Annotated in this window: 19 protein-coding genes and 2 other annotated features; all 19 genes read right to left on the bottom strand. The window is 36.8% G+C overall.

The annotated features are described in order from the left end of the window. Positions 1 to 12: 12 nt before the first annotated feature. The 19 genes from AC4PG8_RS00685 to AC4PG8_RS00595 all read right to left on the bottom strand — a co-directional run bounded on the left by AC4PG8_RS00685 (position 13) and on the right by AC4PG8_RS00595 (position 23,211). Positions 13 to 1,302: a bifunctional folylpolyglutamate synthase/dihydrofolate synthase gene (locus AC4PG8_RS00685; RefSeq protein WP_492169927.1), complete on the bottom strand. Its 1,290-nt coding sequence runs from the start codon at positions 1,300 to 1,302 to the stop codon at positions 13 to 15. A gap of 63 nt (positions 1,303 to 1,365) precedes the next feature. Continuing rightward, complete coding sequence (locus AC4PG8_RS00680) at positions 1,366 to 4,014, bottom strand: valine--tRNA ligase (protein ID WP_045553073.1); 2,649 nt, start codon at positions 4,012 to 4,014, stop codon at positions 1,366 to 1,368. A gap of 47 nt (positions 4,015 to 4,061) precedes the next feature. Then, positions 4,062 to 4,288, bottom strand: a binding site (T-box leader). A gap of 47 nt (positions 4,289 to 4,335) precedes the next feature. Further along, positions 4,336 to 5,625: a glutamate-1-semialdehyde 2,1-aminomutase gene (gene hemL, locus AC4PG8_RS00675; protein WP_003762428.1), complete on the bottom strand. Its 1,290-nt coding sequence runs from the start codon at positions 5,623 to 5,625 to the stop codon at positions 4,336 to 4,338. 12 nt (positions 5,626 to 5,637) lie between these two features. Beyond that, entirely contained in the window at positions 5,638 to 6,612 is a 975-nt protein-coding gene (gene hemB / locus AC4PG8_RS00670) for a porphobilinogen synthase (RefSeq protein ID WP_070753020.1), read from the bottom strand. Beyond that, positions 6,609 to 7,331: a uroporphyrinogen-III synthase gene (locus tag AC4PG8_RS00665; RefSeq protein WP_492169926.1), complete on the bottom strand. Its 723-nt coding sequence runs from the start codon at positions 7,329 to 7,331 to the stop codon at positions 6,609 to 6,611. The genes hemB and AC4PG8_RS00665 overlap by 4 nt, the downstream gene beginning before the upstream one ends. Beyond that, complete coding sequence (gene hemC / locus AC4PG8_RS00660) at positions 7,328 to 8,257, bottom strand: hydroxymethylbilane synthase (protein WP_492169925.1); 930 nt, start codon at positions 8,255 to 8,257, stop codon at positions 7,328 to 7,330. Before hemC ends, AC4PG8_RS00665 begins: the two co-directional genes overlap by 4 nt. 3 nt (positions 8,258 to 8,260) lie before the next feature. Further along, positions 8,261 to 9,568 (bottom strand): glutamyl-tRNA reductase, encoded by a 1,308-nt coding sequence (gene hemA, locus AC4PG8_RS00655; RefSeq protein ID WP_070753017.1) that lies wholly within the window; start codon positions 9,566 to 9,568, stop codon positions 8,261 to 8,263. 127 nt (positions 9,569 to 9,695) lie between these two features. Continuing rightward, positions 9,696 to 10,280, bottom strand: coding sequence for a ribosome biogenesis GTP-binding protein YihA/YsxC (gene yihA / locus AC4PG8_RS00650; RefSeq protein ID WP_003762435.1), 585 nt, complete (start codon positions 10,278 to 10,280; stop codon positions 9,696 to 9,698). Positions 10,281 to 10,387: 107 nt separating this feature from the next. Beyond that, positions 10,388 to 12,310 (bottom strand): threonine--tRNA ligase, encoded by a 1,923-nt coding sequence (thrS, locus tag AC4PG8_RS00645; RefSeq protein ID WP_160463811.1) that lies wholly within the window; start codon positions 12,308 to 12,310, stop codon positions 10,388 to 10,390. Between the two features lie 69 nt (positions 12,311 to 12,379). Continuing rightward, positions 12,380 to 12,610 (bottom strand) — a binding site (T-box leader). 50 nt (positions 12,611 to 12,660) lie between these two features. Next, positions 12,661 to 13,584: a primosomal protein DnaI gene (gene dnaI / locus AC4PG8_RS00640; protein ID WP_003767061.1), complete on the bottom strand. Its 924-nt coding sequence runs from the start codon at positions 13,582 to 13,584 to the stop codon at positions 12,661 to 12,663. Between the two features lie 9 nt (positions 13,585 to 13,593). After that, positions 13,594 to 14,970: a replication initiation and membrane attachment family protein gene (locus tag AC4PG8_RS00635; protein WP_160463809.1), complete on the bottom strand. Its 1,377-nt coding sequence runs from the start codon at positions 14,968 to 14,970 to the stop codon at positions 13,594 to 13,596. Positions 14,971 to 14,975: 5 nt separating this feature from the next. After that, positions 14,976 to 15,440, bottom strand: a complete 465-nt coding sequence (gene nrdR, locus AC4PG8_RS00630; RefSeq protein ID WP_003762439.1) for a transcriptional regulator NrdR — start codon at positions 15,438 to 15,440, stop codon at positions 14,976 to 14,978. A 77-nt stretch (positions 15,441 to 15,517) separates the two neighbouring features. Then, entirely contained in the window at positions 15,518 to 16,120 is a 603-nt protein-coding gene (coaE, locus tag AC4PG8_RS00625; protein WP_070753013.1) for a dephospho-CoA kinase, read from the bottom strand. Between the two features lie 16 nt (positions 16,121 to 16,136). Continuing rightward, positions 16,137 to 16,958, bottom strand: coding sequence for a DNA-formamidopyrimidine glycosylase (gene mutM, locus AC4PG8_RS00620; RefSeq protein WP_010991606.1), 822 nt, complete (start codon positions 16,956 to 16,958; stop codon positions 16,137 to 16,139). Between the two features lie 23 nt (positions 16,959 to 16,981). Beyond that, a complete protein-coding gene (gene polA, locus AC4PG8_RS00615; protein WP_185570777.1) occupies positions 16,982 to 19,609 on the bottom strand; it encodes a DNA polymerase I in 2,628 nt (875 codons plus the stop codon). A gap of 165 nt (positions 19,610 to 19,774) precedes the next feature. Then, positions 19,775 to 21,037 (bottom strand): NADP-dependent isocitrate dehydrogenase, encoded by a 1,263-nt coding sequence (gene icd / locus AC4PG8_RS00610; protein WP_003771987.1) that lies wholly within the window; start codon positions 21,035 to 21,037, stop codon positions 19,775 to 19,777. A 19-nt stretch (positions 21,038 to 21,056) separates the two neighbouring features. Continuing rightward, a complete protein-coding gene (citZ, locus tag AC4PG8_RS00605) occupies positions 21,057 to 22,178 on the bottom strand; it encodes a citrate synthase (protein WP_003771989.1) in 1,122 nt (373 codons plus the stop codon). A 36-nt stretch (positions 22,179 to 22,214) separates the two neighbouring features. Beyond that, positions 22,215 to 22,676: a DUF441 domain-containing protein gene (locus tag AC4PG8_RS00600; protein ID WP_003762446.1), complete on the bottom strand. Its 462-nt coding sequence runs from the start codon at positions 22,674 to 22,676 to the stop codon at positions 22,215 to 22,217. A gap of 157 nt (positions 22,677 to 22,833) precedes the next feature. After that, positions 22,834 to 23,211: an FxsA family protein gene (locus tag AC4PG8_RS00595; RefSeq protein WP_185562364.1), complete on the bottom strand. Its 378-nt coding sequence runs from the start codon at positions 23,209 to 23,211 to the stop codon at positions 22,834 to 22,836. Positions 23,212 to 23,255 lie beyond the last annotated feature (44 nt).

Genomic DNA, 23,255 nt, shown 5'->3' with positions numbered 1-23,255 from the left:
TTATTCAAAAAGTTAGTTGTGCGATGTAAGCAAATATTTACGGACTTCAGAAATGAAATAAAGCGAGCCTGTAACGAAAAACTTAGTATCATTTTTGATTTCTTTTATATCATCTAGCGCTTGCTTCCAGTTTGGATTAGTAGAAATACCTTCTATAGTTCCAATTTGTGTGACTTCGTAATCACTCATTGCCCGAGGATAATCAAAGGTTGTCAATAAAATTTCAGTATCAGGAATTGTCTTTAATAAAGCTATCATTTCTTGAAAATTTTTATCTTTAAGTATGCTAACTATTATTTTTTTATGCCCAGGATATGTTTTTATTGAGTCAGCAAAGGTTTTTACGCCTTCAGGATTGTGTGCTCCGTCCAGCATAATAAATGGTTTCACATCAAGCAATTCCATTCTTCCTGGCCAAAAAGCTTTCTTTAATCCCTGTTTAATTGCTGATTGATTAATCTCATAGGATGAAAATGTGTTTAGATACTGTAGTACTTTTATTGCAACTGCTGCATTGTTTAACTGATGTATTCCTAACAAGCCAATGGTTATGTCCGGTATTTCGTCTCCATGGGATGTTCTAAATGTGATTTCATCGCCTCTATTTTGAATGAAGAAATCTTTGTTTAGCCATGCAACATTCGAATTGTTTCTAACAGCATTATTTATTATTACTTCTTGCGCTTCTTTTTGAATGACTCCAGAAATAACAGGTATACCAGGTTTTATAATTCCTGCTTTTTCGCCAGCTATTTGTTCTATGCTATTTCCTAAAAACTCCATATGATCCATTCCAATGGTTGTAATTACAGAGATTAAAGGCGTTAGAACATTTGTGGAGTCTAGTCTTCCTCCAAGCCCAACTTCAATGATACCAATATCGATTGGCTCATACTCTGCAAAACATAAGAACATCATTGCTGTAATAATTTCAAATTCAGATGGCGGACCGTATACAGTTTTTTCAAGTTCTTCAGCTATAGGTTTTATTCTATTTGCTAAATCTACAATCATTTGATCACTAACAGGAATACCATTTACACTAATTCGTTCATTAAAAGTTTCAATATAAGGAGAAGTAAAAGTTCCTGTTTTATATCCTGCTTCTTCTAAACTACTTCTAATAAATGTTAGAGTAGACCCTTTCCCATTAGTGCCAGCTATATGTACCCACTTATTAGCCTTTTCCGGATGGTTAAGCTTTTCCATTATATATTCCATTCGAGCTAATCCGGGTTTTATTCCTAAACGAAGCGTTCCATGAATCCAATCCAAAGCTTCCTGATACGATTTTAATGCCATCTTTTTAACCACCTTAAAAGATGACCTTACCACACGATTTTATGATAAGGTCAAATCATTTTATTAAACTTCTTTCAATGTTTCAATCCTTTCAAGAACTGAAGCTTTTTTCTCTAGATAATCTTTTTCTTTTAAACGTTCTTCTGCTACAACATTTTCAGGAGCTTTACTAATGAAACGTTCGTTATTTAGTTTGCCTTGAACTCTAGCTACTTCTTTATTCCATTTTTCCAGTTCTTTTTCAAGGCGAGCGATTTCTACGTCTAAATCAATTAATGCTTCTAATGGAATAAATATTTCAGCGCCAGATACTACAGCTGTCATTGCAGTCTTAGAAGGCTCGATGTCAAATGCTATAGTAATATTTTCTGGATTACAAAAGCGTTCTATATAAGAGATGTTTTGTTCTAAAATTTCTTTATAAGTTTCATCTTTTGGTTTTATTTCGAGCACGATTGGTTTGCTAAGAGGCGTATTCACTTCTGCACGGATATTTCGTACAGCTCGAATTACTTCAACTAATGTTCGCATTGCAGTTGATGCTTTTGAGTCCATTTGTTGCTCATTAACTTCAGGCCAGTTGGAAATGGTGATAGATTCACCTTCATGAGGCAAGTTTTGCCAAATTTCTTCTGTTACAAATGGCATGAAAGGATGTAGCAAGCGCATTGTAGTATTTAAAGTATATGCAAGTACTGATCTTGTAGTTTGTTTAGCAACTTCATCTTCTCCGTATAATGGAATTTTAGCAATTTCAATATACCAATCACAAAAATCATCCCAAATAAAGTTATACAAAGTTCGGCCAACTTCACCAAATTCATATTTTTCACCTAGAGAAGTAACTGCTTGAATGGTTTCATTTAGTCTTGTTAAGATCCACTTATCACTAACTTCAGTCACATTAGATAGGTCGATTTCATCATATTTCATACCATCAAGATTCATTAATACAAATCGTGATGCATTCCAAATCTTATTAATGAAATTCCAAGTAGACTCTACTTTTTCAAAACTAAATTTCAAGTCTTGACCAGGTGAGGAACCAGTGGCAAGTGTGTAGCGTAATGAATCGGCTCCATACTTATCAATAACTTCAATTGGATCTACTCCGTTACCAAGTGATTTAGACATTTTGCGCCCTTCTGAATCACGTACCAAACCATGAATTAAAGTGTCTTTAAAAGGTCTTTCTCCTGTAAATTCAACAGATTGGAAAATCATTCTTGATACCCAGAAAAAGATGATATCGTAACCAGTTACTAATGTATTAGTTGGGAAGAAATGTTTGTAATCAGGATTTTCAGTGTCAGGCCAACCCATAGTAGAAAATGGCCATAAAGCAGAACTAAACCAAGTATCCAGAACATCTTCATCTTGCTCCCATTGATCTAGGTTTTCAGGCTCATTTTCGCCAACGTAGATTTCACCAGTTTCTTTGTGATACCAAGCAGGGATTCTATGTCCCCACCATAATTGGCGAGAAATACACCAATCGTGAATATTATCCATCCAAGTTTCATATGTTTTTTCAAATCTAGCAGGTACAAAATTTACTTTGTCTTCTGTTTTTTGAAGTGCTAATGCTTCAGCTGCAAGAGGTTCCATTTTAACGAACCATTGCAATGAAAGATACGGTTCTACTACAGCGCCTGTTCTTTCAGAATGTCCTACTGAATGAAGATGAGGTTCTTGTTTTATAAATAAGCCTAAATCTTTAAAGTCTTGAATAATAGCTTTTCTTGCAACAAAACGATCTAAACCATCATATTTACCAGCATTTTCATTCATTGTTCCATCTTCGTGCATTACAATTATTCTTGGTAAATCATGACGATTGCCCACTTCAAAGTCGTTTGGATCATGCGCTGGAGTGATTTTCACTGCTCCTGAACCAAATTCTCTTTCTACGTATTCATCAGCAACGATGGGAATTTCTCTGTTTAAAATAGGCAACATAATCGTTTTACCAATTAAGTGTTGGTATCTTTCATCTTTTGGATGTACAGCAACTGCAGTATCTCCAGGAATTGTTTCTGGTCTAGTTGTTGCAACTTCTAAATATCCTGATCCATCAGTAAGTGGATATTTTAGATGATAAAAACTTCCTTCTATATCTTTATGAATAACTTCAATATCTGATAAAGCTGTTTTTGCTTCTGGATCCCAGTTTATAATATACTGTCCACGATAAATAAGCCCTTTATTGTATAGCGTAACAAATACTTTTTTTACTGCATCAGATAAGCCGGCATCTAAAGTAAAACGTTCTCTGGAATAATCTAAACCTAGACCTAATTTTTCCCACTGTTCTCGGATAAAATCAGCATATTCTTCTTTCCATTCCCATGTTTTATCAACGAATTTTTCTCGACCTAAATCATAACGAGAAATATTTTCTTCTTTTAATTTAGCTTCTACTTTTGCTTGTGTAGCTATACCGGCATGGTCCATCCCTGGTAAATAAAGTGTATCAAAGCCTTGCATTCTTTTCATACGAGTAATTATATCTTGTAATGTTGTATCCCAAGCATGCCCCAGATGAAGTTTTCCGGTTACATTTGGTGGCGGGATTACAATGCTATAAGGCTTTTTATCAGTATTACCTTCTGCTTTAAAAAACTCTTTTTCTAACCACCATTTATATTTCCCGGCCTCTACATTACTAGGTTCGTATTTGGTAGGCATATTTATTTCGTTTTGTTCTGTCATAACGATTCCTCCTTTTTAAGCAAAATAAAAAACTCTTCTCATCCTAATAAAAGGACGAAAAGAGTATTATTCGCGGTACCACCTTTTTACCTACAATAAGAAATGTAGGCACTTCATTGTGTTAACGATAGACGAGATCTACCGGTTATTCCCTACTATTATTTCAGGAAAACTGCTCCAAGGCTACCTTCAGACATTATTTTTGAAAGCTTGCACCGACCGCTTTCTCTCTTAGAAAAATAAATGACCTACTCTTCCTCTTCATCGCATTTAGTTCTATATACTAAAAATAATTTTAACAAATGTTTGTAGATTCGTCAATTAGCCGCGAAGCATTTTACAGGTAACGTCAAAAGCTTCTAAAGTCGCATCAATTTCTTTTTCAGTATGCATTGTAGAAATAAAAACGCCTTCAAACTGAGATGGTGGTAGAAAAATACCTTGCGCTAACATTTCTCGGTAGTAGTTTCTGAAAAATTCTAAATCACTTGTTTTAGCAGTATCAAAGTTAGTGACTTTTTGGTCAGTGAAGAAAAAGCCGAACATCGAGCCTGCTTTGTTTATTGATAATGGTACTTCGTGTCTATTTGAAATTTCGGTCAAGCCTTCTTCCATGCGCTTAATCAGGGAACGGAATACATCATAATGTTGTGGTGTTAATTGTCGAACCGTTTCAAATCCAGCATTCATTGCTAACGGATTACCTGATAAAGTACCAGCTTGGTAGATAGAACCGGCTGGAGCAATTTGTTCCATGATTTCTTTTTTACCACCATAAGCACCAACTGGTAATCCACCGCCGATTACTTTTCCTAAACAAGTAATGTCTGGGGTTACAACATAGTATCCTTGGGCAGAATAATAGTCTACACGGAAGCCTGTCATAACTTCATCAAAGATCAGTAGCGCACCGTATTCAGTTGTTAGTTCTCGTAATCCTTCTAAGAAACCATCAATTGGAGGGACAACACCCATGTTTCCTGCGACTGGCTCCACGATAACAGCTGCTATTTCTTCACCAAATTTTTCAAAAGCTAGTTTGGCGCCTTCTACGTCATTGTATGGAACAGTAATTGTATCAGCAGCAAGACCTTTTGTAACTCCAGGCGAGTCAGGTAATCCTAATGTTGCAACCCCTGAACCAGCTTTGATTAATAAAGAATCTCCGTGACCATGGTAACTTCCTTCAAATTTCAAGATTTTTTCTCTTTTCGTGTATCCACGAGCTAAACGAATAGCGCTCATTGTTGCTTCTGTTCCCGAAGAAACCATACGCACTATTTCGATAGATGGAACGCGCTCAATCACGAGTTTTGCAAGTTCTGTCTCAATTTCTGTAGGTGTACCAAAGCTAGTTCCTTTCATAGCTGCGTTTGTTATCGCATTAACAACAGAAGGATCCGCATGTCCTAAAATAAGTGGTCCCCATGATAAAACGTAATCAATATATTCATTTCCATCGACGTCAGTAATATAGGCGCCTTTCCCGTGGTCCATAAAAACTGGTGAAGCATCGACTGAGTTAAAGGCGCGTACTGGGCTGTTTACGCCACCAGGTAAAACTTTTTTTGCTTCTTTAAATGCTTTTTCAGATTTTATATAGTTTTGCAAAATTCCCGCCTCCTATTTGTTTAAGTATGTTGCTACATCTTTTGCAAAGTAAGTAATAATTAATGTCGCTCCAGCTCGTTTCATACTAGTCAGCATTTCTAAAACAATTCGCTCTTCATCAATCCAACCATTTTGAGCTGCTGCTTTCACCATTGCATATTCACCGCTAACATTATAGGCTACAACAGGTAAATTCGTATGATTCTTTACATCTCGCATTATATCAAGGTACGAAAGAGACGGCTTCACTATTAGAAAGTCTGCGCCTTCTTGCTCATCCGATTGAGCCTCCCGTAATGCTTCTTCGCGATTCGCTGGATCCATTTGATAGGATTTTCTATCTCCAAATTGCGGTGCACTACCAGCGGCATCACGGAAAGGTCCATAAAATGCAGAAGCGTATTTCACTGCGTAAGACATAATTGGTATATCGTAGAACCCAGCTTCATCAAGGCCTTCTCTGATTACTTGAACAAAACCATCCATCATGTTTGAAGGCGCAATGATATCCGCACCCGCAGCAGCTTGACTGACAGCTGTTTGTTTCAGTAATTCTAGTGATTCATCGTTTAGAATTTGACCATTCTCGATTACACCACAATGTCCATGATCTGTGAATTCACATAAACATGTATCTGCTACCACAATTATTTCAGGAAATTTGCTTTTTATTAATCTAGTTGCTTCTTGGATAATGCCATGGTCATGATAAGCTTGTGTGCCAACAGCATCTTTTTCAGCAGGTATTCCAAATAAAATAACAGCTTTAATTCCAAGGCTCGCAACAGCGTTCATTTCCGCTTCTAATTCATGTAAAGGGAATTGAAAAACGCCTGGCATGGAAACTACTTCTGTTTTTGGTTCTGTACCATCTTTGACAAAAATCGGATAGATTAAATCATCTGTATGTAAAACTGTTTCCCTCACTAAATCACGCATTGTTTTTGTCTTTCTTAAACGACGATGTCTATCAAATTGATTATTCATTTAAATTCCTCCTGTATTATCAAATCAGCTAAGTGCTTCATGGTGAAGGTTTTTGGTTGGTATGTAACTTCCCAACCATCTGCTAAAATTGCTTCGGTAGTTATATTACCGATTGATGCAATGCGCCAGTTTTCATTTTTAATAGAAAATTGTTTCGCAATCATATAAAAGTTTTTCCAAGCGGAAGGGCTAGCGAAAATAATTATTCGTTTTTCCTCTAGTTGCAATTGTTCGATTAATATTGTTTGAGAATTTTCTGGGAAGCTTGTTTCATATAATTCAATCGGAAAAACTAGGTGGCCGTTTTGCGTCAGTGTATCTTCTATTATCGTTCGACTTAAGTTGCTTTGTGGAATTAAAATACTTGTTTGGCTAGTATTTTCACTTAACCACTCAGACAAAAATACTTCTGATTGGTAAACGGACGGTACAAAATTAGGCTTATATCCATATTCTGCTAACTTTTCTTTTGTTTTCTCTCCAATAACGGCTATTTTGTAATTTAATTTATCAGCTTGTTCATTGAAGAAATATTCTACTGCATTCGCACTTGTTAAAAAAAGCCAGTCTGCCTCTTTTTGATTTAGACTCAGACTAATTTTTTTAGGATGCGTTTCAATTAGTGGAATTGATTCAACGTCGAAACCATTTTGCGAAAAATAATCTTGCCATGGTTTATTTTTGCTCGCTTCTCTTGTTAAAACAATTTTTTTAATCATATATTTCTCAGCTCTTTGATAATGGTATCTGCACCTTCACTCAGCAATTCTTCAGCTACTTGATTGCCGATTTCAGCTGGGCTCGCACCAGTTCGTTCAGATTCAAGAATAATGGAACCATCTGCGTTACCAACCAAACCTTTAAAGTGAACTGAATCGCCTGTTTTTGTTGCAAATCCAGCAATTGGGATTTCGCAGCCGCCATTTAGTTTTTTCAAGAAAACGCGCTCTGCTTCTACACAGATTCCCGTTTCTTCATGGTGAATAGAAGCTAGCATATCGCAAATTTGAAGATCGGTTTCTCTACATTCGATAGCAAGAGCCCCTTGCCCTACAGCAGGTAAACATAATTCAGGAGATATATCTTCTAGTTTTAAACTCGTATTTTCAAGCCAACCCATTCGTGCAAGTCCAGCTTTTGCTAAAATGATTGCATCAAAGTTTTCAGCATGTAATTTTTGAAGCCGAGTATCAATATTGCCACGAATTGGCTTAACGACAAAATCAGGACGATGGTTTAAGAGTTGTGCCGCGCGACGTAGACTACTTGTGCCGATTACTGCACCTTTTGGTAAGTCATCTAGCGTGCTTACCTCATTAAAAACAAAACAATCTAATGGGGATTCACGTTTTGGAATTGCTCCAATGACTAGTCCATCTTTCAAACTTGAAGGCACATCTTTCATACTATGTACCGCGAAATCTATTACTTCATCGCTCAAAGCTTGCTCAACTTCAGAAACAAATAGACCTTTTCCACCGACTTTACTCAAAGTAACATCTAAAATACGGTCGCCCTTTGTAACAATTTCTTTTATTTCAAAATCGATTTCAGGATAGTTTTCTTTGAGTTTTTTTATCACCCAGTTAGACTGTGTTAAAGCTAATTTACTACGTCTTGAACCAACAATTATTTTCCGTTTCATGCATTAACTCCTCGTTTCAGCTTGTTCTTTTTCTATTATAGCTACATCTGTTTCCGTTAAACCAAATATCCGTTTAAAATGTTCAATGCTTGTATCTGCATTTTCTTCCACAGACATTTCCTTTAATTCTGAGATAGGTTGTTTTAGCATTTGATTAATGATACTTTTCATATGTTTCCCGATTTGGATGTATTCACGTTCTGTTAATCCAGGAAGTTTATTTTCTAAGCTAGTCATAGTAACTTCTTGCATATCTAACGCTTTTTCGCGCAAAGCTCGGATGACAGGAACGACGCCGAGTTGTTTTTCCCATTCAAAAAAGCTTCGAACTTCTGTCTCAATGGTGTTTTCAAGTTCTTGAACGATCCTTTGACGTTCTAAAGAGTTAGCACTTACCACTCCAGCTAAATCATCAATATCATATAAATGGAAATTGGGAATATATGAACAATCATGTTCAACATTTCTTGGTAAGCCGATGTCAATTACAAGCATAGAGCTCGCTTTTTGTTCCATCAATTCTTGCATAGCTACCTGTTTAATAATCGGCTCTTCAGCACTTGTTGAGACGAGAACAATATCTGCTTCTAACAAATGGTCCGACATATTTTCATATGCACCAACTTTTGCTTGAAATTGATGCGCTAATATTTCTGCGTTAGATTTTGTGCGATTGATGATAGTAATATCTGCAATGCCACTTCCAGCAAGATTTTGTAAAGCAAGTTCGCTCATTTCCCCTGCTCCAATAAGGACGATTTTTTTATTATCTAATGAACCATATAGTTTTTTGGCAACTTCTACAGCTGCATAACTGACCGAAACGGCATTTTCGTTAATTTTCGTATGATGATGCACTTTTTTTGCAAAAGTAACTACTTCCCGAAAAAGTTTATTTAAAAGCGTGCCTGTTGTTCCAGTCTGTTTCGCGATTTCGAATGCATGTTTTACTTGTCCGAGAATTTGCGTTTCTCCGAGTACAAGTGAATCGAGTCCCGCAGTTACTTTATATAAATGATTGACGGCCTCTGTTTCTTCATGAAAAAACAAATAAGGCTCGATTTTATCCATATCCATTTGAAACCAATTGGCCATAAAGCGTTTTAAGTAATATCTGCCTGTATGTATTTGATCGACAACTGCCACAATCTCCGTACGATTGCATGTCGAAATAATAACATTTTCGAGGATACTTTTTTCCTGCAGTAATGTTACTAAGGCCATTTCTTCTTCCGTTTCTTTAAAAACTAATTTTTCGCGGATGTCGATTGGTGCTGTGTGATGATTCAGCCCCATGGTGAGAATAAACATTCGATAATCCTCCTAAAATTAAATTGAACTCTAATACATTCTACCACTTTTCGATGTGTACACCAAATAGTCCGTTTATGTATTTAGACGGAAAAAAGAGCTGGATTTTTCATTCCAACTCTCTCTATTATTCCATTCCTTCTTTGATAAACTGCCATGCTTCGTCTTTTCCCATTTTTGTTTCAGAAGAAAATAAGACAAATTTGTCGTCAGGATCAAAATCTAGTGTTTCGCGAACAATTTTAGCATTTTTTTGCCATTTGCTGCGTGGTATTTTGTCGGCTTTTGTTGCTACGACGATGACAGGAATATCATAATACTTTAGAAATTCATACATCATTCGGTCGTCTTCTGTAGGTTTATGACGCAAATCTACAATTTGAATCACACCACGAAGTTGCTCACGAGAAGTAATATAAGTTTCAATCATCACGCCCCATTTTTCGCGTTCGGTTTTCGAAACTTTGGCAAAACCGTAGCCTGGTACATCGACAAAGAAAAGTGCTTCTTCAATTTTATAAAAATTTAGCGTTTGTGTTTTTCCTGGTTTTTGTGAAATTCTTGCCATACTTTTACGGCGAATCATCGTATTAATAAACGATGACTTTCCGACGTTGGATCGACCTGCAAGTGCATATTCTGGAAGGTCTGTTTCAGGGTATTGCTCTGGTCGAACAGCGCTTATTACTAGTTCTACATTATTTACATCCATAATTGTCCATCCTGTTCTATTCATTATCTTTTACTAGTATAACGGAAAAAGAGGAAAAAAGCACCATGAAAAAATACTGCCCCATTTGAGAGACAGTATTTTCGCGATTAATATTTGCTTACTTCAGCAACAACTTGTGCGATAAACGCATCTAAATCCATTGTTTCAGAGTCTTTAGAGCCGTAACGACGAACGTTAACAGAACCAGCTTCTACTTCTTGATCCCCAAGTACTAATGCGTATGGGATTTTCTTAGTTTGTGCTTCACGAATTTTATATCCTAGTTTTTCGTTACGGTCATCTACTTCCGCGCGAAGTCCAGCGCGTTGTAATTTATCTTGGACTCCTTTTGCATAATCTAAATGAGCGTCGGCATTAACTGGAATAAGTTCCATTTGTACTGGAGCTAACCAAGTTGGGAAAGCACCCTTATATTCTTCAATTAGGTAAGCAACAAAGCGTTCCATTGTCGATACAACACCACGGTGAATAACTACTGGGCGATGTTTTTCACCATCTTCGCCGATGTAAGTTAAATCAAAGCGTTCTGGAAGTAAGAAGTCAAGTTGTACAGTAGAAAGAGTTTCTTCTTTTCCTATAGCAGTTTTTACTTGAACATCTAATTTTGGACCATAAAACGCAGCTTCACCCTCTGCTTCAAAGTACTCCATATTCATTTCATCCATGGCTGATTTAAGCATTGCTTGGGCTTTTTCCCACATCGCATCATCGTCAAAATATTTTTCAGTATTTTTCGGATCGCGATAGCTTAAACGGAATGAGTAATCTTTAATATCGAAGTCTTTGTATACTTCTAAAATTAGTTCCACCACGCGTTTGAATTCATCTTTAATTTGATCTGGGCGAACAAATACATGTGCGTCGTTTAGAGTCATGCCACGAACACGTTGTAGTCCTGAAAGTGCTCCACTCATTTCATAGCGATGCATCATACCAAGTTCTGCAATACGGATTGGCAGTTCACGATAACTATGAATGTCATTTTTATAAATCATCATGTGATGTGGACAGTTCATTGGTCGTAACACAAGTTCTTCGTTATCCATTTTCATAGTTGGGAACATATCTTCATGGTAGTGATCCCAGTGACCACTTGTTTTGTAAAGTTCCACGTTTGCCATAATTGGAGTATAAACGTGATTGTAACCTAAGCGTTCTTCTTTATCCACGATGTAACGTTCAATAACGCGGCGGATAGTTGCACCTTTTGGTAACCAAAGAGGTAGTCCTTGACCGACTTCGATACTGTTCGCAAATAAATCTAATTCTTTCCCTAATTTACGATGGTCACGTTCTTTTGCTTCTTTTTGCATTTGGATAAATTCTTTTAAGCCATTTTTGTCAAAGAAAGCTGTGCCGTAAATACGTTGAAGCATTTTGTTGTTGCTGTCGCCGCGCCAGTATGCACCAGCCACGCTTAACAGTTTAAACACTTGAATTTTACCAGTAGAAGGAACATGGACACCGCGACAAAGGTCAAAAAACTCGCCTTGAGTATAAATTGTCACTGTTTCATCTTCAGGAATTGCTTCGATTAGTTCTAATTTATATTGATCGCCAATCGCTTCAAAACGTTTAATTGCTTCTTCACGAGAAACAACTTCGCGTTCGATTGGTACATTTTCACGAACGATTTTTTGCATTTCTTTTTCGATTTCAACTAAAGATTCATCACTAATAACAGCTTCTGTATCAATATCATAGTAGAAACCAGATTCAATCGCTGGACCAACCCCAAATTTCACATCTGGATAAAGTCGTTTTAGCGCTTGAGCCATTAGATGAGCAGTACTATGGCGCAAAATGCCAAGTGCATCTTCATGATCCGGAGTGACGATTTCAATTGCCCCATCTTCATGGATTGGAGTTACTAAGTCAAGTAATTCTCCGTTTAATTTACCTGCGAGTGCTTTCTTTTTTAGACCTGGGCTGATGGAAGCCGCGATGTCAGCTGTTGACACGCCTGGCTCAAATTCTTTTACAGCGCCGTCTGGAAATGTGATTTTCATACTAATCTCTCCTTTTCTTTTTTTAAATGTGGTTAGGAGGGCAAAATAAAAAACCCATCCCTCCTGTTGTCAAGGGACGAGTTTATGCTCGTGGTTCCACCCAAGATTCAGAAATAGCTAAAATCAACTACTTCACTCTTGTCGCCTGTAACGGAGCGATCCGTCTATTATTACTAGTAAAAAACGTTCCTAATAGAAGTTCCAAGGTGGTCCAAATTTAAGTTCCAATAGAAGGTTCCCAGCTAGCCCTTCCTCTCTATAATTTTCCGTTAAATTGGTTGTCCTTTTCATCACTTTGTTTTATATTACTTCACATTATAAGCCCGATGAGATATATTTGCAAGTACTTTTTAGAAGCGGCGATTTTTTCCTTCTAAGTTGACCTCTTTAGATAAATAACGCACCCGTTCCATGATTCGGCGAGCTTTTAGTTTTTCTTCCGTACCATTTTGAGCAAACATTAAATGATTCTCAAGTTGATCCATATTGTAATTAGACGAGAAGAATGTTGGTAATTCTTCTTGCATCCGGAATTGTAAAATCGCACCCAGCACTTCATCGCGTGTCCACGCTGTCATCGATTCTGCGCCAATATCATCAAGCATTAATACTTCAGTTTCTTTGGCAAACTGGATTTTTTCGCCAACAGTATTATCCGAAATAGACTGCTTCACTTCCCGCATAAATTCTGGTAAATAAACTAAAGTTGTTGAAATACCTTTTAAAGCTAACTCTTTTGCAAGTGCTCCAAGCAAGTAGGATTTTCCAGTCCCAAAACTTCCATGAATAAATAACCCCTTCACACGCTCACCATTTTGAGGTGGATAGTTATTTAAAAATTGATAAGCTTCAACAAGCGCCAGTTTACGCGATTCTTCATCGGTATAAAAGTCAGCTAAATTAGCATCCACCACTTGTTTTGGCATGTAAAGCGAACGAATTCTCCGCTCGACAGCACGACGTTTATCTTCTTCAATTTTTTCTTTTGTTGGATAATAGGTGACAGTAATGAATTCCCCGTTAAGGACAAGTTTTGGAGCATAACCAGGCATTAATGTCTCTTCTTGCTCTGTGAATTTTTTATGTTGCGTCATAAATTCGTACAAATTAGACAAGTTTTGATTAATTAATTGTTCCGTAATATCTTCTTTATTTTCCTTGAAAAAATCTTGAATTGGTTGATAATGGAGAACTTGTTGTTTTAAACCTTGGTATTCTTTTTCAAAATCTCGCCCTTCAAAAAGCTGTCCTAATGTTCTTTCGATGTTATCCATATTCTTCACCTACCTTTTATTTAGTCGTTCTTTAATTTCACGAACTTGTTCTTCAAGCGTTTGTTTTTCTTTATCTGTCATTTTGTTTTCTGCTGGAGCAACTTGTTCTTTATCAAACCAATCCGGTAAAATTTCTTTTCTAGTGGATTTTTGGTAATTTCGGTTGTAATTATTATTTTTCGGTGTGGCTGGTTCTTCTTGTAGTCGTTTATATTTTTCGTGCTCTTGCCACGCGAGATCCATAGCTTCTTTTGCCGTTTTTACATTTTTTCGTTTCCAGTGGGCCGCGATAGTCATCATGTAATTTTTAGAAAGCTTCCGGTCTAGGCGAAGTAAAACATATTCAATTAGCACATTCATCACGGGAACCGGTAGATTTTGTTGATTCATGACTTCTTCTACGACGCGTAAATCGGTTTCTGCCGGGATCGCCCCATCTGAAATATCCACTAATAATTGGAATGGCGTGATGCTCTCTAAATATACTTGAAGGGCTTCTTCATCATTTAAAGCTTCTTCTGGTTCTTTAGTTACAGGTGTTTCCTGCTTCATTTGTAATTTTGGTGGAGCGCCATTTTCAATCGTATAGCCTTCGCGCACGATTTTTCGTAAATAAACGATGTCGATTTCGCCATTTGCATCAAGCGCACGATACAAATAACTCGGCATATCTTTTTCAGAAACTTGATAAATCCCGTGTAATTTTAAAATCGTTTGGCGCACTTCTTTTGTTATTTTTTCCCTGGCAATCATACCTGGTGAAAGTAAACTTAAGAATAAATTAAAGTCAAAACTCGCGTCATCAAATTCGATTTCTTTTGGCACAATTTTATCCACTAAAACCTGATTAGATTCTGATGGAACTGCACTACTGCCGCCTTTAAAGGGTTCAAAAACATCTTGGAACGAACGAGTAATTTCGCTGTATGTATCTGTGTCAAAAGTTTCATCTGCAAAAAAACGACGCAAACGCTGAAACTGCGCATTGCCAATTTTACTATATAAATAAATATTTAAAAGACCATCTGAAAAAAACTTTTCGGGTGATAACGGTGGTAAAATTTCGTAAATATAAAAGCGTTGGTCATTTTCTGTTTTTACATAACTTTTTAAAAGACCTAAGCCTTCTAGTTTCAATCGCGCCTCGAATAACGCTTTCAAACTAATATCAAGCATATTTAAAAGTTGGACGTGCGAATGCGCTTCTGACCACAGTCTGTTTTCTTCCACTTCTGTGAACAGGGTTTGGTATAAAGCAAGACATTCTGCCCCCATTAACGGTTGATACAACATCGTAATTATTTTTCTATCGGCACCTGTCAAAATCCCACTTGCCTTCACTTGATAGCTATCTACCGCCTGAAGCTCCATCCAAAATTCCGTCAATTTACTCACCTATCTTTATTTTTTTCCATCAAATCTTTTAGTTCTTCTACAAACACACTAATATCTTTAAATTGGCGATAAACCGATGCAAAGCGTACGTATGCAACTTCATCAAGACTCGCTAATTTATTCATTACTTTTTCACCGATTAAATCAGAAGCGATTTCGCTGTCACCAATGTTTCTTAGTTCGCGCTCTACTTCATTCACGATTTCTTCAATTTGTTCCGCACTAACTGGGCGTTTCTCACAAGCTCTTATTAAACCGCGTCTTACTTTTTCACGAGCAAATTCTTCTCTTGCCCCGTCTTTTTTCACAACTATTAAAGGACTCTCTTCTACCTTTTCAAAAGTAGTAAAACGGAATCCGCATTTTTCACATTCACGCCTTCTTCGGATGGAGTTACCATCGTCTGCCGGTCTTGAGTCTACAACACGCGTGCCATTATATTTACAAGTAGGACATCTCACAAAAAATCACTCCTATCTCTAGCATTCTTTATCTGTTTATTTGTATGCCTCATTATACCATGTGAAAGTAAGGGTGGCTATTTGTTATTAACAAAACGCTCGATAAATGTAAGGACTTGCTTTTGTGTTTTTTCAAGTGACTCATTATTATCTATCACAAAATCGGCTTTTTTCGCCTTTTCATCAATTCCCATTTGGCTATTAATTCTTGCTAATGCCTCTTCTTTAGTTAGGTTATTTCGTTCCATTAAACGCTTTAACTCTGTTTCCGGTGTCGTCCAAACCACGATAATTTGATCCACTAAAGATTCTAAATGACTTTCAAAAAGTAGCGGAATATCAAAAAATACAACTTTTTCTCCTGCTTCAAAAAAGCGTTCTCTTTCATTCAACATATAGTCTTTCACGCGAGGATGGGTAATTTCATTTAATTTTTCCCGTTTTTCTTTATCACGAAAAATAATTTCTCCTAGTTTAGCCCGGTTTAAAGTACCGTCTTCAAGTAAAATGTCTTTTCCAAAGTATGCAACAATTTCCGCTAGGCCATCTGTTCCTTTTTCAACTACTTTTCTAGCTGCAACATCAGCATCAACTAGCGGAATTCCAGCTTGCTGAATCAGGTTACTCACAGTTGACTTTCCTGTTGCCACACTTCCTGTTAATCCAATTGTTTTACCCATGATTTCAGCTCGCTTTCTATTTTTGACAGTGCGGGCAAAAATGCGTCCCGCGTCCATTTAGTTTAATTTTTTCAATGGGTGTCCCGCAAATAACGCACGGTTCCCCAGTTTTTCCGTACACTTTTAATTTATCTTGATATTGTCCTAGTTTACCTTGTGAATTCACGTAAGTTCTAACAGTGGAACCACCAAGGGCAACTGCTTCAGTCATGATACTTTTTGTCGCTTCAAATATGCGATTAATTTCTTTATCAGATAGCGAGTTGGCGGCTCTCTCTGGATGCACTTTTGCTTCAAAACAAATTTCATCCGCATAAATATTCCCAACACCAGCAACTAATTTTTGATCAAGTAAGGCTGTTTTGATAGCTCTACTCGTTTTTTTCACACCAGTTGCAAAATCAGCTAATGTAAATGCAGGGGTTAAAGGTTCTGGACCTAGTTTTTTTATCGATTTTGTTTCTGACTCGCCGTATTTATTCGTCACTTCCATTGTCCCAAACTTCCGCACATCTAAAAAGCGCAATTCAGTATGATCTTCAAAATGAAAAATGATATGCGTGTGCTTAGTAACTTCCTCGTTCTCATCCATTAAACGGAATTTACCTTCCATACGCAAATGGGATAAAATCGTACAATTTGTTAAGTCAAATAGTAAAAATTTACCGCGACGACGCACTGCTTCTATTTCTTGCCCGACAAGCATATGGACAAACTCGTCGGGTGGTGTTGCTACTATCATTTTGGGAACGCGGACAATCACTTGATCTATTTTTTTACCTGGGACTAATTCTTGTAATGTTGCGCGGACATTTTCTACTTCCGGCATTTCTGGCATATATAAACTCCCCGTTTCTCTATTTATTTCGCATCATACCAAGTGTCGCCAAATGCGCTATCAACTTTAAGTGGCACAGAAAGTTCTACCGCATTTTCCATTACATCAGGTACAATCTCTTCTAATTTTGCAATTTCTGCTTCAGGTGCTTCAAAGATAAGCTCATCGTGCACTTGAAGTAATAATTTTGCTTCTAAATTCTCAGATTTTAAGCGTTCGCTCATGAGAATCATTGCTTTTTTTATAATATCCGCGGCACTACCTTGAATAGGTGTATTCATTGCCGTTCTTTCTGCAAATCCTCTTACATTGAAATTGCGGCTGACGATTTCCGGAATATACCGACGACGATGTAAAATAGTTTCTACGTAGCCTTTTTCTTTCGCAAAACGAACAATATCTTGCATATATTCTTTTACAGCTGGATAACTCACAAAATAACGATCAATAAAGTCTTTTGCTTCTTTTCTCGTGATACCAAGGTTTTGAGAGAGCCCATAATCACTAATTCCGTATACAATTCCAAAGTTTACTGCTTTGGCTTGACGACGCATTAAAGAATCAACTTCATCTTGTTCTACATGGAAAACATCCATCGCTGTTTTTGTATGAATATCATAGTCGTGTTTAAACGCATAAATTAAATTCTCGTCTTCAGAAATATGCGCTAAAACACGCAATTCTACTTGGGAGTAATCGGCGGAAAACATTTTCCAACCAGGTTTACTTGGTACGAAAACTTGTCTGATTTTCCGGCCTTCTTCTAGGCGAATCGGGATGTTTTGTAAGTTCGGATCTACAGAGCTTAAACGACCCGTTTGCGTTAACGTTTGGTTGAAACGCGTGTGTACTTTATGCGTTTCTTTGTCAGTTACTTTAAGCAAGCCTTCAATGTAGGTAGATTGAATTTTACCAAGTTGACGATATAATAAAATTTCATCAATAATCGCATGTTTTCCTGATAAGCTCTCTAGTACATCCGCTGCGGTTGAATAACCAGTTTTGGTTTTTTTCACTGGAGGAAGTTCTAGTTTTTCAAATAAAATGACACCTAATTGTTTTGGTGAATTGATGTTAAATTCTTCGCCAGCGAGTGAATGAATCGATTCTTCTAATGTTTTCAATCTACCAGCTAATTCTACTTTCATATTTTCTAAGCGTTTAGTATCTACGCTAACTCCTTGCATTTCCATTTGAGCCAAGACAAATGTCAGTGGTAACTCTAAATCTTCCATCAAAGCTAATTGCTCATTTTCCTCTAAATCATCTACTAGTCTTTTCTCTAATTCAGCAATTGCTACTGCTTTTCTGGCTAAGTGGGCAGCAACAATGTCCTCTTCCGGCGTGCTTCGTTTAGCGCCTTTTCCATAAATTGCTTCGTCTGTTTCTACTTCTGTATAATCATGTCTCACAGCAACACTTGTAAAGTCATCAATGGAATCTGATGGATTTAGTAAATAAGAAGCTAACATAATATCAAAAGTGACACCTTTTATAGCAAAACCAATTCGGTTCATCGCTACCATTGTTTTTTTCGCATCATAAACGACTTTTGTTTCGTCACTTTCCACCCAATTACGGAAAACCGCACTTTTTTCTGCAGTTTCCTTCGTAAAGAAGTATGTCCCTTGGCTAGAATGAACGGTTAATCCAATAAAGTTTGCGGTATGATAATTATCATTTTCCAGTTCCACATAAAGCGCGGTTTTCCCGCCAAAGTGTTGTTCTTTTAATTCGGTTACTATTTCAAAAGATAGTTCTTTTAATTCTTTTGCTTCTTCCGCTGTATCTCCTTCGATGTTTTTCAAAAGTGTTGTGAAGTTCATTTCTTTTAATAGTGGGATGACTTTTTCTGTTTGATAGCCATCATATTTCGTACTTTCGACTGTACATTCAATTGGTGAATCTACATTGATTGTCGCAAGTTCTTTACTTAAAATAGCTAATTCTTTATTTTCTAGTACTTTTTCTTTTAATTTTTTACCTGAAATTTCTTCAGCATGTTCAAGGACACTTTCAACTGTACCGCCAAATTCATGCAAAAGTTTCAAGGCTGTTTTTTCACCTACGCCAGGAATGCCGGGAATATTATCAGATGAATCTCCCATTAAACCTTTCATATCAATGATTTGCGATGGTGTTAAGTCATATTTTTCTTTTAAGGTTTCTGGAGTGTTTGTTTCCATATCAGCTATACCTTTTTTAGTAATATAAACAGTGGTTTTCCGAGAAGCAAGTTGAGTTAAATCGCGGTCTCCTGTTATAATAGCGACTTCCATTCCGTCTGCTTCTGCTTTTTTCGTTAACGTCCCGATAATATCATCGGCCTCGTAGTTAGCAAGTTCATATTGCGGGATATCGTAAGCTGTTAAGAGCTCTCGGATAAATGGAAATTGCTCGGATAATTCACTTGGCGTTTTTTGGCGACCACCTTTATATCCTTTAAATGTAGTATGGCGGAAGGTTGTTTTTCCTGCATCAAAAGCAACGAGCACATGGCTAGGCTTTTCTTTTTCAAGTACGTTCATCAGCATCATTGCAAATCCGTACACCGCATTTGTATATACACCTTTATCATTATTTAAGAGCGGCAACGCATAAAACGCGCGGTTCGCAATACTATTTCCATCAATTAATACTAATTTATTCACAGGGATATCCTCCTCGATATTATCATTCACTTGTGTCTATTTTACCATAGGAACATAAAAACAAACCACTTATCCGAATGGGATTAAATGGTTTGTTTAAAATACGTACATTTCCTTTATAAAAAGATATTACAAACTAGTTTTATCGTTTAAAATTGACTTATTTTAGAAGTTTTTGATTAACTCGTCCGCAAATTCCGAACATTTAACTTCTGTAGCTCCATCCATTAATCTAGCGAAATCATATGTTACGGTTTTTGCAGCGATAGTTTTTTCCATAGAGTGGTTAATGAGTGCTGCTGCTTCACCCCAGCCAATATGTTCAAGTAGTAATGTTCCAGATAAAATAACGGATGATGGATTGACTTTATCAAGACCAGCATATTTTGGAGCAGTACCATGTGTTGCTTCAAAAATCGCATGACCAGTTAAATAATTAATGTTCGCTCCAGGAGCAATTCCAATTCCACCTACTTGAGCAGCAAGGGCATCAGAAATGTAATCTCCATTTAAATTCATCGTAGCTACTACATCAAATTCAGCTGGGCGAGTGAGGATTTGTTGTAAGAAAATATCTGCAATCGAATCTTTTACTAATATTTTCCCAGCAGCAAGCTCTTCTTTTTGTTTTGCATCAGCAGCTTCTGTACCTTCTGCTTCTTTGATACGATCATACTCGTTCCAAGTAAATACTTTATCGCCGTATTCGCGTTCACATAAATCATAGCCCCAGTTTTTGAAAGCTCCTTCAGTGAATTTCATGATATTTCCTTTGTGTACAAGTGTTAAAGATTTACGTCCTTCTTTAATCGCATATTCAATCGCTGAACGGACTAAACGCTCTGTTCCTTCTTTTGAAATTGGTTTAATCCCAATACCAGAAGTTTCCGGGAAACGAATTTTATCCACACCAAACTCCGATTTTAAGAAATCAATTAATTTTTTCGATTCTGCGCTACCTTCTTTAAATTCAATTCCCGCATAAATATCTTCTGTATTTTCACGGAAAATGACCATATCAGTATCTTCAGGACGTTTTACTGGTGACGGAACACCTTTGAAATAACGCACTGGTCGTAAACATACATATAAATCTAACTCTTGACGTAAAGCAACGTTTAGAGAGCGAATCCCGCCACCAATTGGCGTTGTAAGTGGCCCTTTAATAGCAATTAAATACTCATCAATTGTATCTAGTGTTTCTTGTGGAAGCCATTCGCCAGTTTGTTTAAATGCTTTTTCGCCAGCTAGAACTTCTTTCCAAGCAATTTCTTTTTCGCCATTGTAAGCTTTTTTAACTGCCGCATCTAAAACGCGTTTTGCAGCTGCCCAGATGTCTGGACCTGTTCCATCTCCTTCAATAAAAGGAATGACTGGGTTGTTCGGTGTTTTTAAAACACCATTTTCTACTTGAATTTTTTGACTCATAAAACTTGTTCCTCCTCCATTAAATTCGTTCTTCTACAGGTAAATAACTTCTATTTTCAGGTCCAACGTAGATAGCACGTGGACGAATAAGACGATTATCACGATATTGTTCAAAAATGTGCGCTAACCAACCAGAAACACGACTTACAGAAAATACTAGCGTGAATAAATCGCGGTCAATCCCAAGCGCGTGATAAACCGAAGCTGAATAAAAGTCGACATTAGGTTTTAAATGTTTTAATTCCCAAACAGCTTCTTCTACTTGCAGTGAAATATCAAACCATTTTTCTTCGCCTTTTTCAGCAGTTAATTTTCTAGACATTTCACGTAAATGTTGGGCACGCGGATCCCCACCACGATAAACTCGGTGACCAAAGCCCATGATTTTTTGTTTAGTATCGATTTTTTCTTGGATATAATTACGTACATCGCCAGCTGCATCGATTTCTTCTAACATATCAAATACACGTTCGTTCGCACCACCATGAAGTGGGCCTTTTAGCGCACCAATGGCAGATGTTACACCAGAATAAACGTCCGAAAGCGTTGCCACACAAACTCGAGCTGTAAATGTAGATGCATTAAACTCATGGTCTGCGTGCAGTACTAGCGCTTTGTTCATTGCTTCTACCGATAACTCATCCGCTTCTTCCCCTGTAATCATATAAAGGAAATTTGCTGCCATATTTAAATCTTCTCTTGGCGGAATGGGATCAAGTCCGCGACGAATTCTTGAAAAAGCAGCAACAATCGTTGGCATTTTCGCTTGAAGACGTAGCCCTTTTCGGTACACAGCTTCCCCATCATCTAATTCTGCTTCGGTGTCAAACACACCTAACATCGATACCGTTGTTCTTAAAACGCTCATTGGATGCAATTTTTGATGATTTTGCATTCTTAAACTTGTAATAATGGTTTCAGATACTGCCATATTTTCTTGGATTTCTAATTTAAACTTTTTAAATTCTTCTTTATTTGGCAAACGTAAATGCCATAATAAGTAAATCACTTCTTCAAAAGAAGCATTATTTTCCATCAAATCATCAATACCGTAACCAACGTACGTTAACATATCATCAATAATAGAACTAATGGAAGTCTCAGCAACATATACATTTTCCAACCCTTTAGATAACGTCATTTCGTTTCCTCCTTTTATCCTTTTTTACTTATGTATTTATTTTATGAATGCAACTAACTGCATTGCCATATACGCAATACCCGCTGCAATTACCGGTCCAGCAGCAATCCCTCTAAACAGTACTACTGCTAAAATCGTTCCAAATACAAGTGAAACAGTTACTTGTGGATCAACGGCCATATAGCCTACACCCTTTTTCGCTAAAATAGAAACAGCAATTCCTGCCCCAAGACCAATCCAGCCAGCTGCCGATTTAAAAGAATCAATTAAATCTTTAAAACCGATTTGACCAGTCGCGATTGGAATTAAGATAGCAACAGTAATAATCGTTACGCCCCAATTAATTCCTTTAGCTTGAATCAGTTCCATTGCTTTACCATCGACGTGAAATAACTTTAATAAAATAACGACAGCTACCGCAATAATAAGCGAATTATTTTTTGCTATAAGTCCAAGAAGTAAAAAAAGAAGTAAAAACAACATACTTTCCGTAAACATACTAAGTCACCTTTCAATATCACGCATCTAGGAAGCGAGATAACAATTATTATATCATAAACATACCTTATAGTAATACTAAAATGCCATAAGGAAAATGAATTACCCTTTTTTCAACTAAACCTCTATAGAAAGTTTTTTCCCATAGAGGTTTCAATTACATATCAAAATAATAATATTGTGTGTGTTTCTTTTGGTTTCCAAGCCACTTCGTTAATTTAGGTTTTAATAGTTTACGAGAAAACGGGATAAAAATAACTAGCCCTAAAATAGTTGTAATAACTCCTGGAATAATTAATAGGAAACCCGCGATAAAAAAGCATAGGCTATCTAATAAATATGGTGCTACTGTTCGTCCATCACGTAAATTCCGGAAAAGGTTGCCTCCAAGGCGTTTGAAAATAAAAATACCAAAGGCGCTCGAAGCTATTTGAATAAAAAGAAGTGGCCAAAAACCGATTACTTGGAATAGCCAAACATACATAATCAATTCTGTTAAGCCATATAAAGCCCAATAAAGAATAAATTTTCTCATAAAATCAACTCCAATACTTAATGACTATTATAACCTATTTTAGC

It is taken from the genome of Listeria sp. MAN/IMW/UF555 (assembly GCF_058684075.1).
The sequence above is the reverse complement of the archived record's forward strand: the minus strand, read 5'-3'. Positions and strand labels throughout refer to the sequence as shown.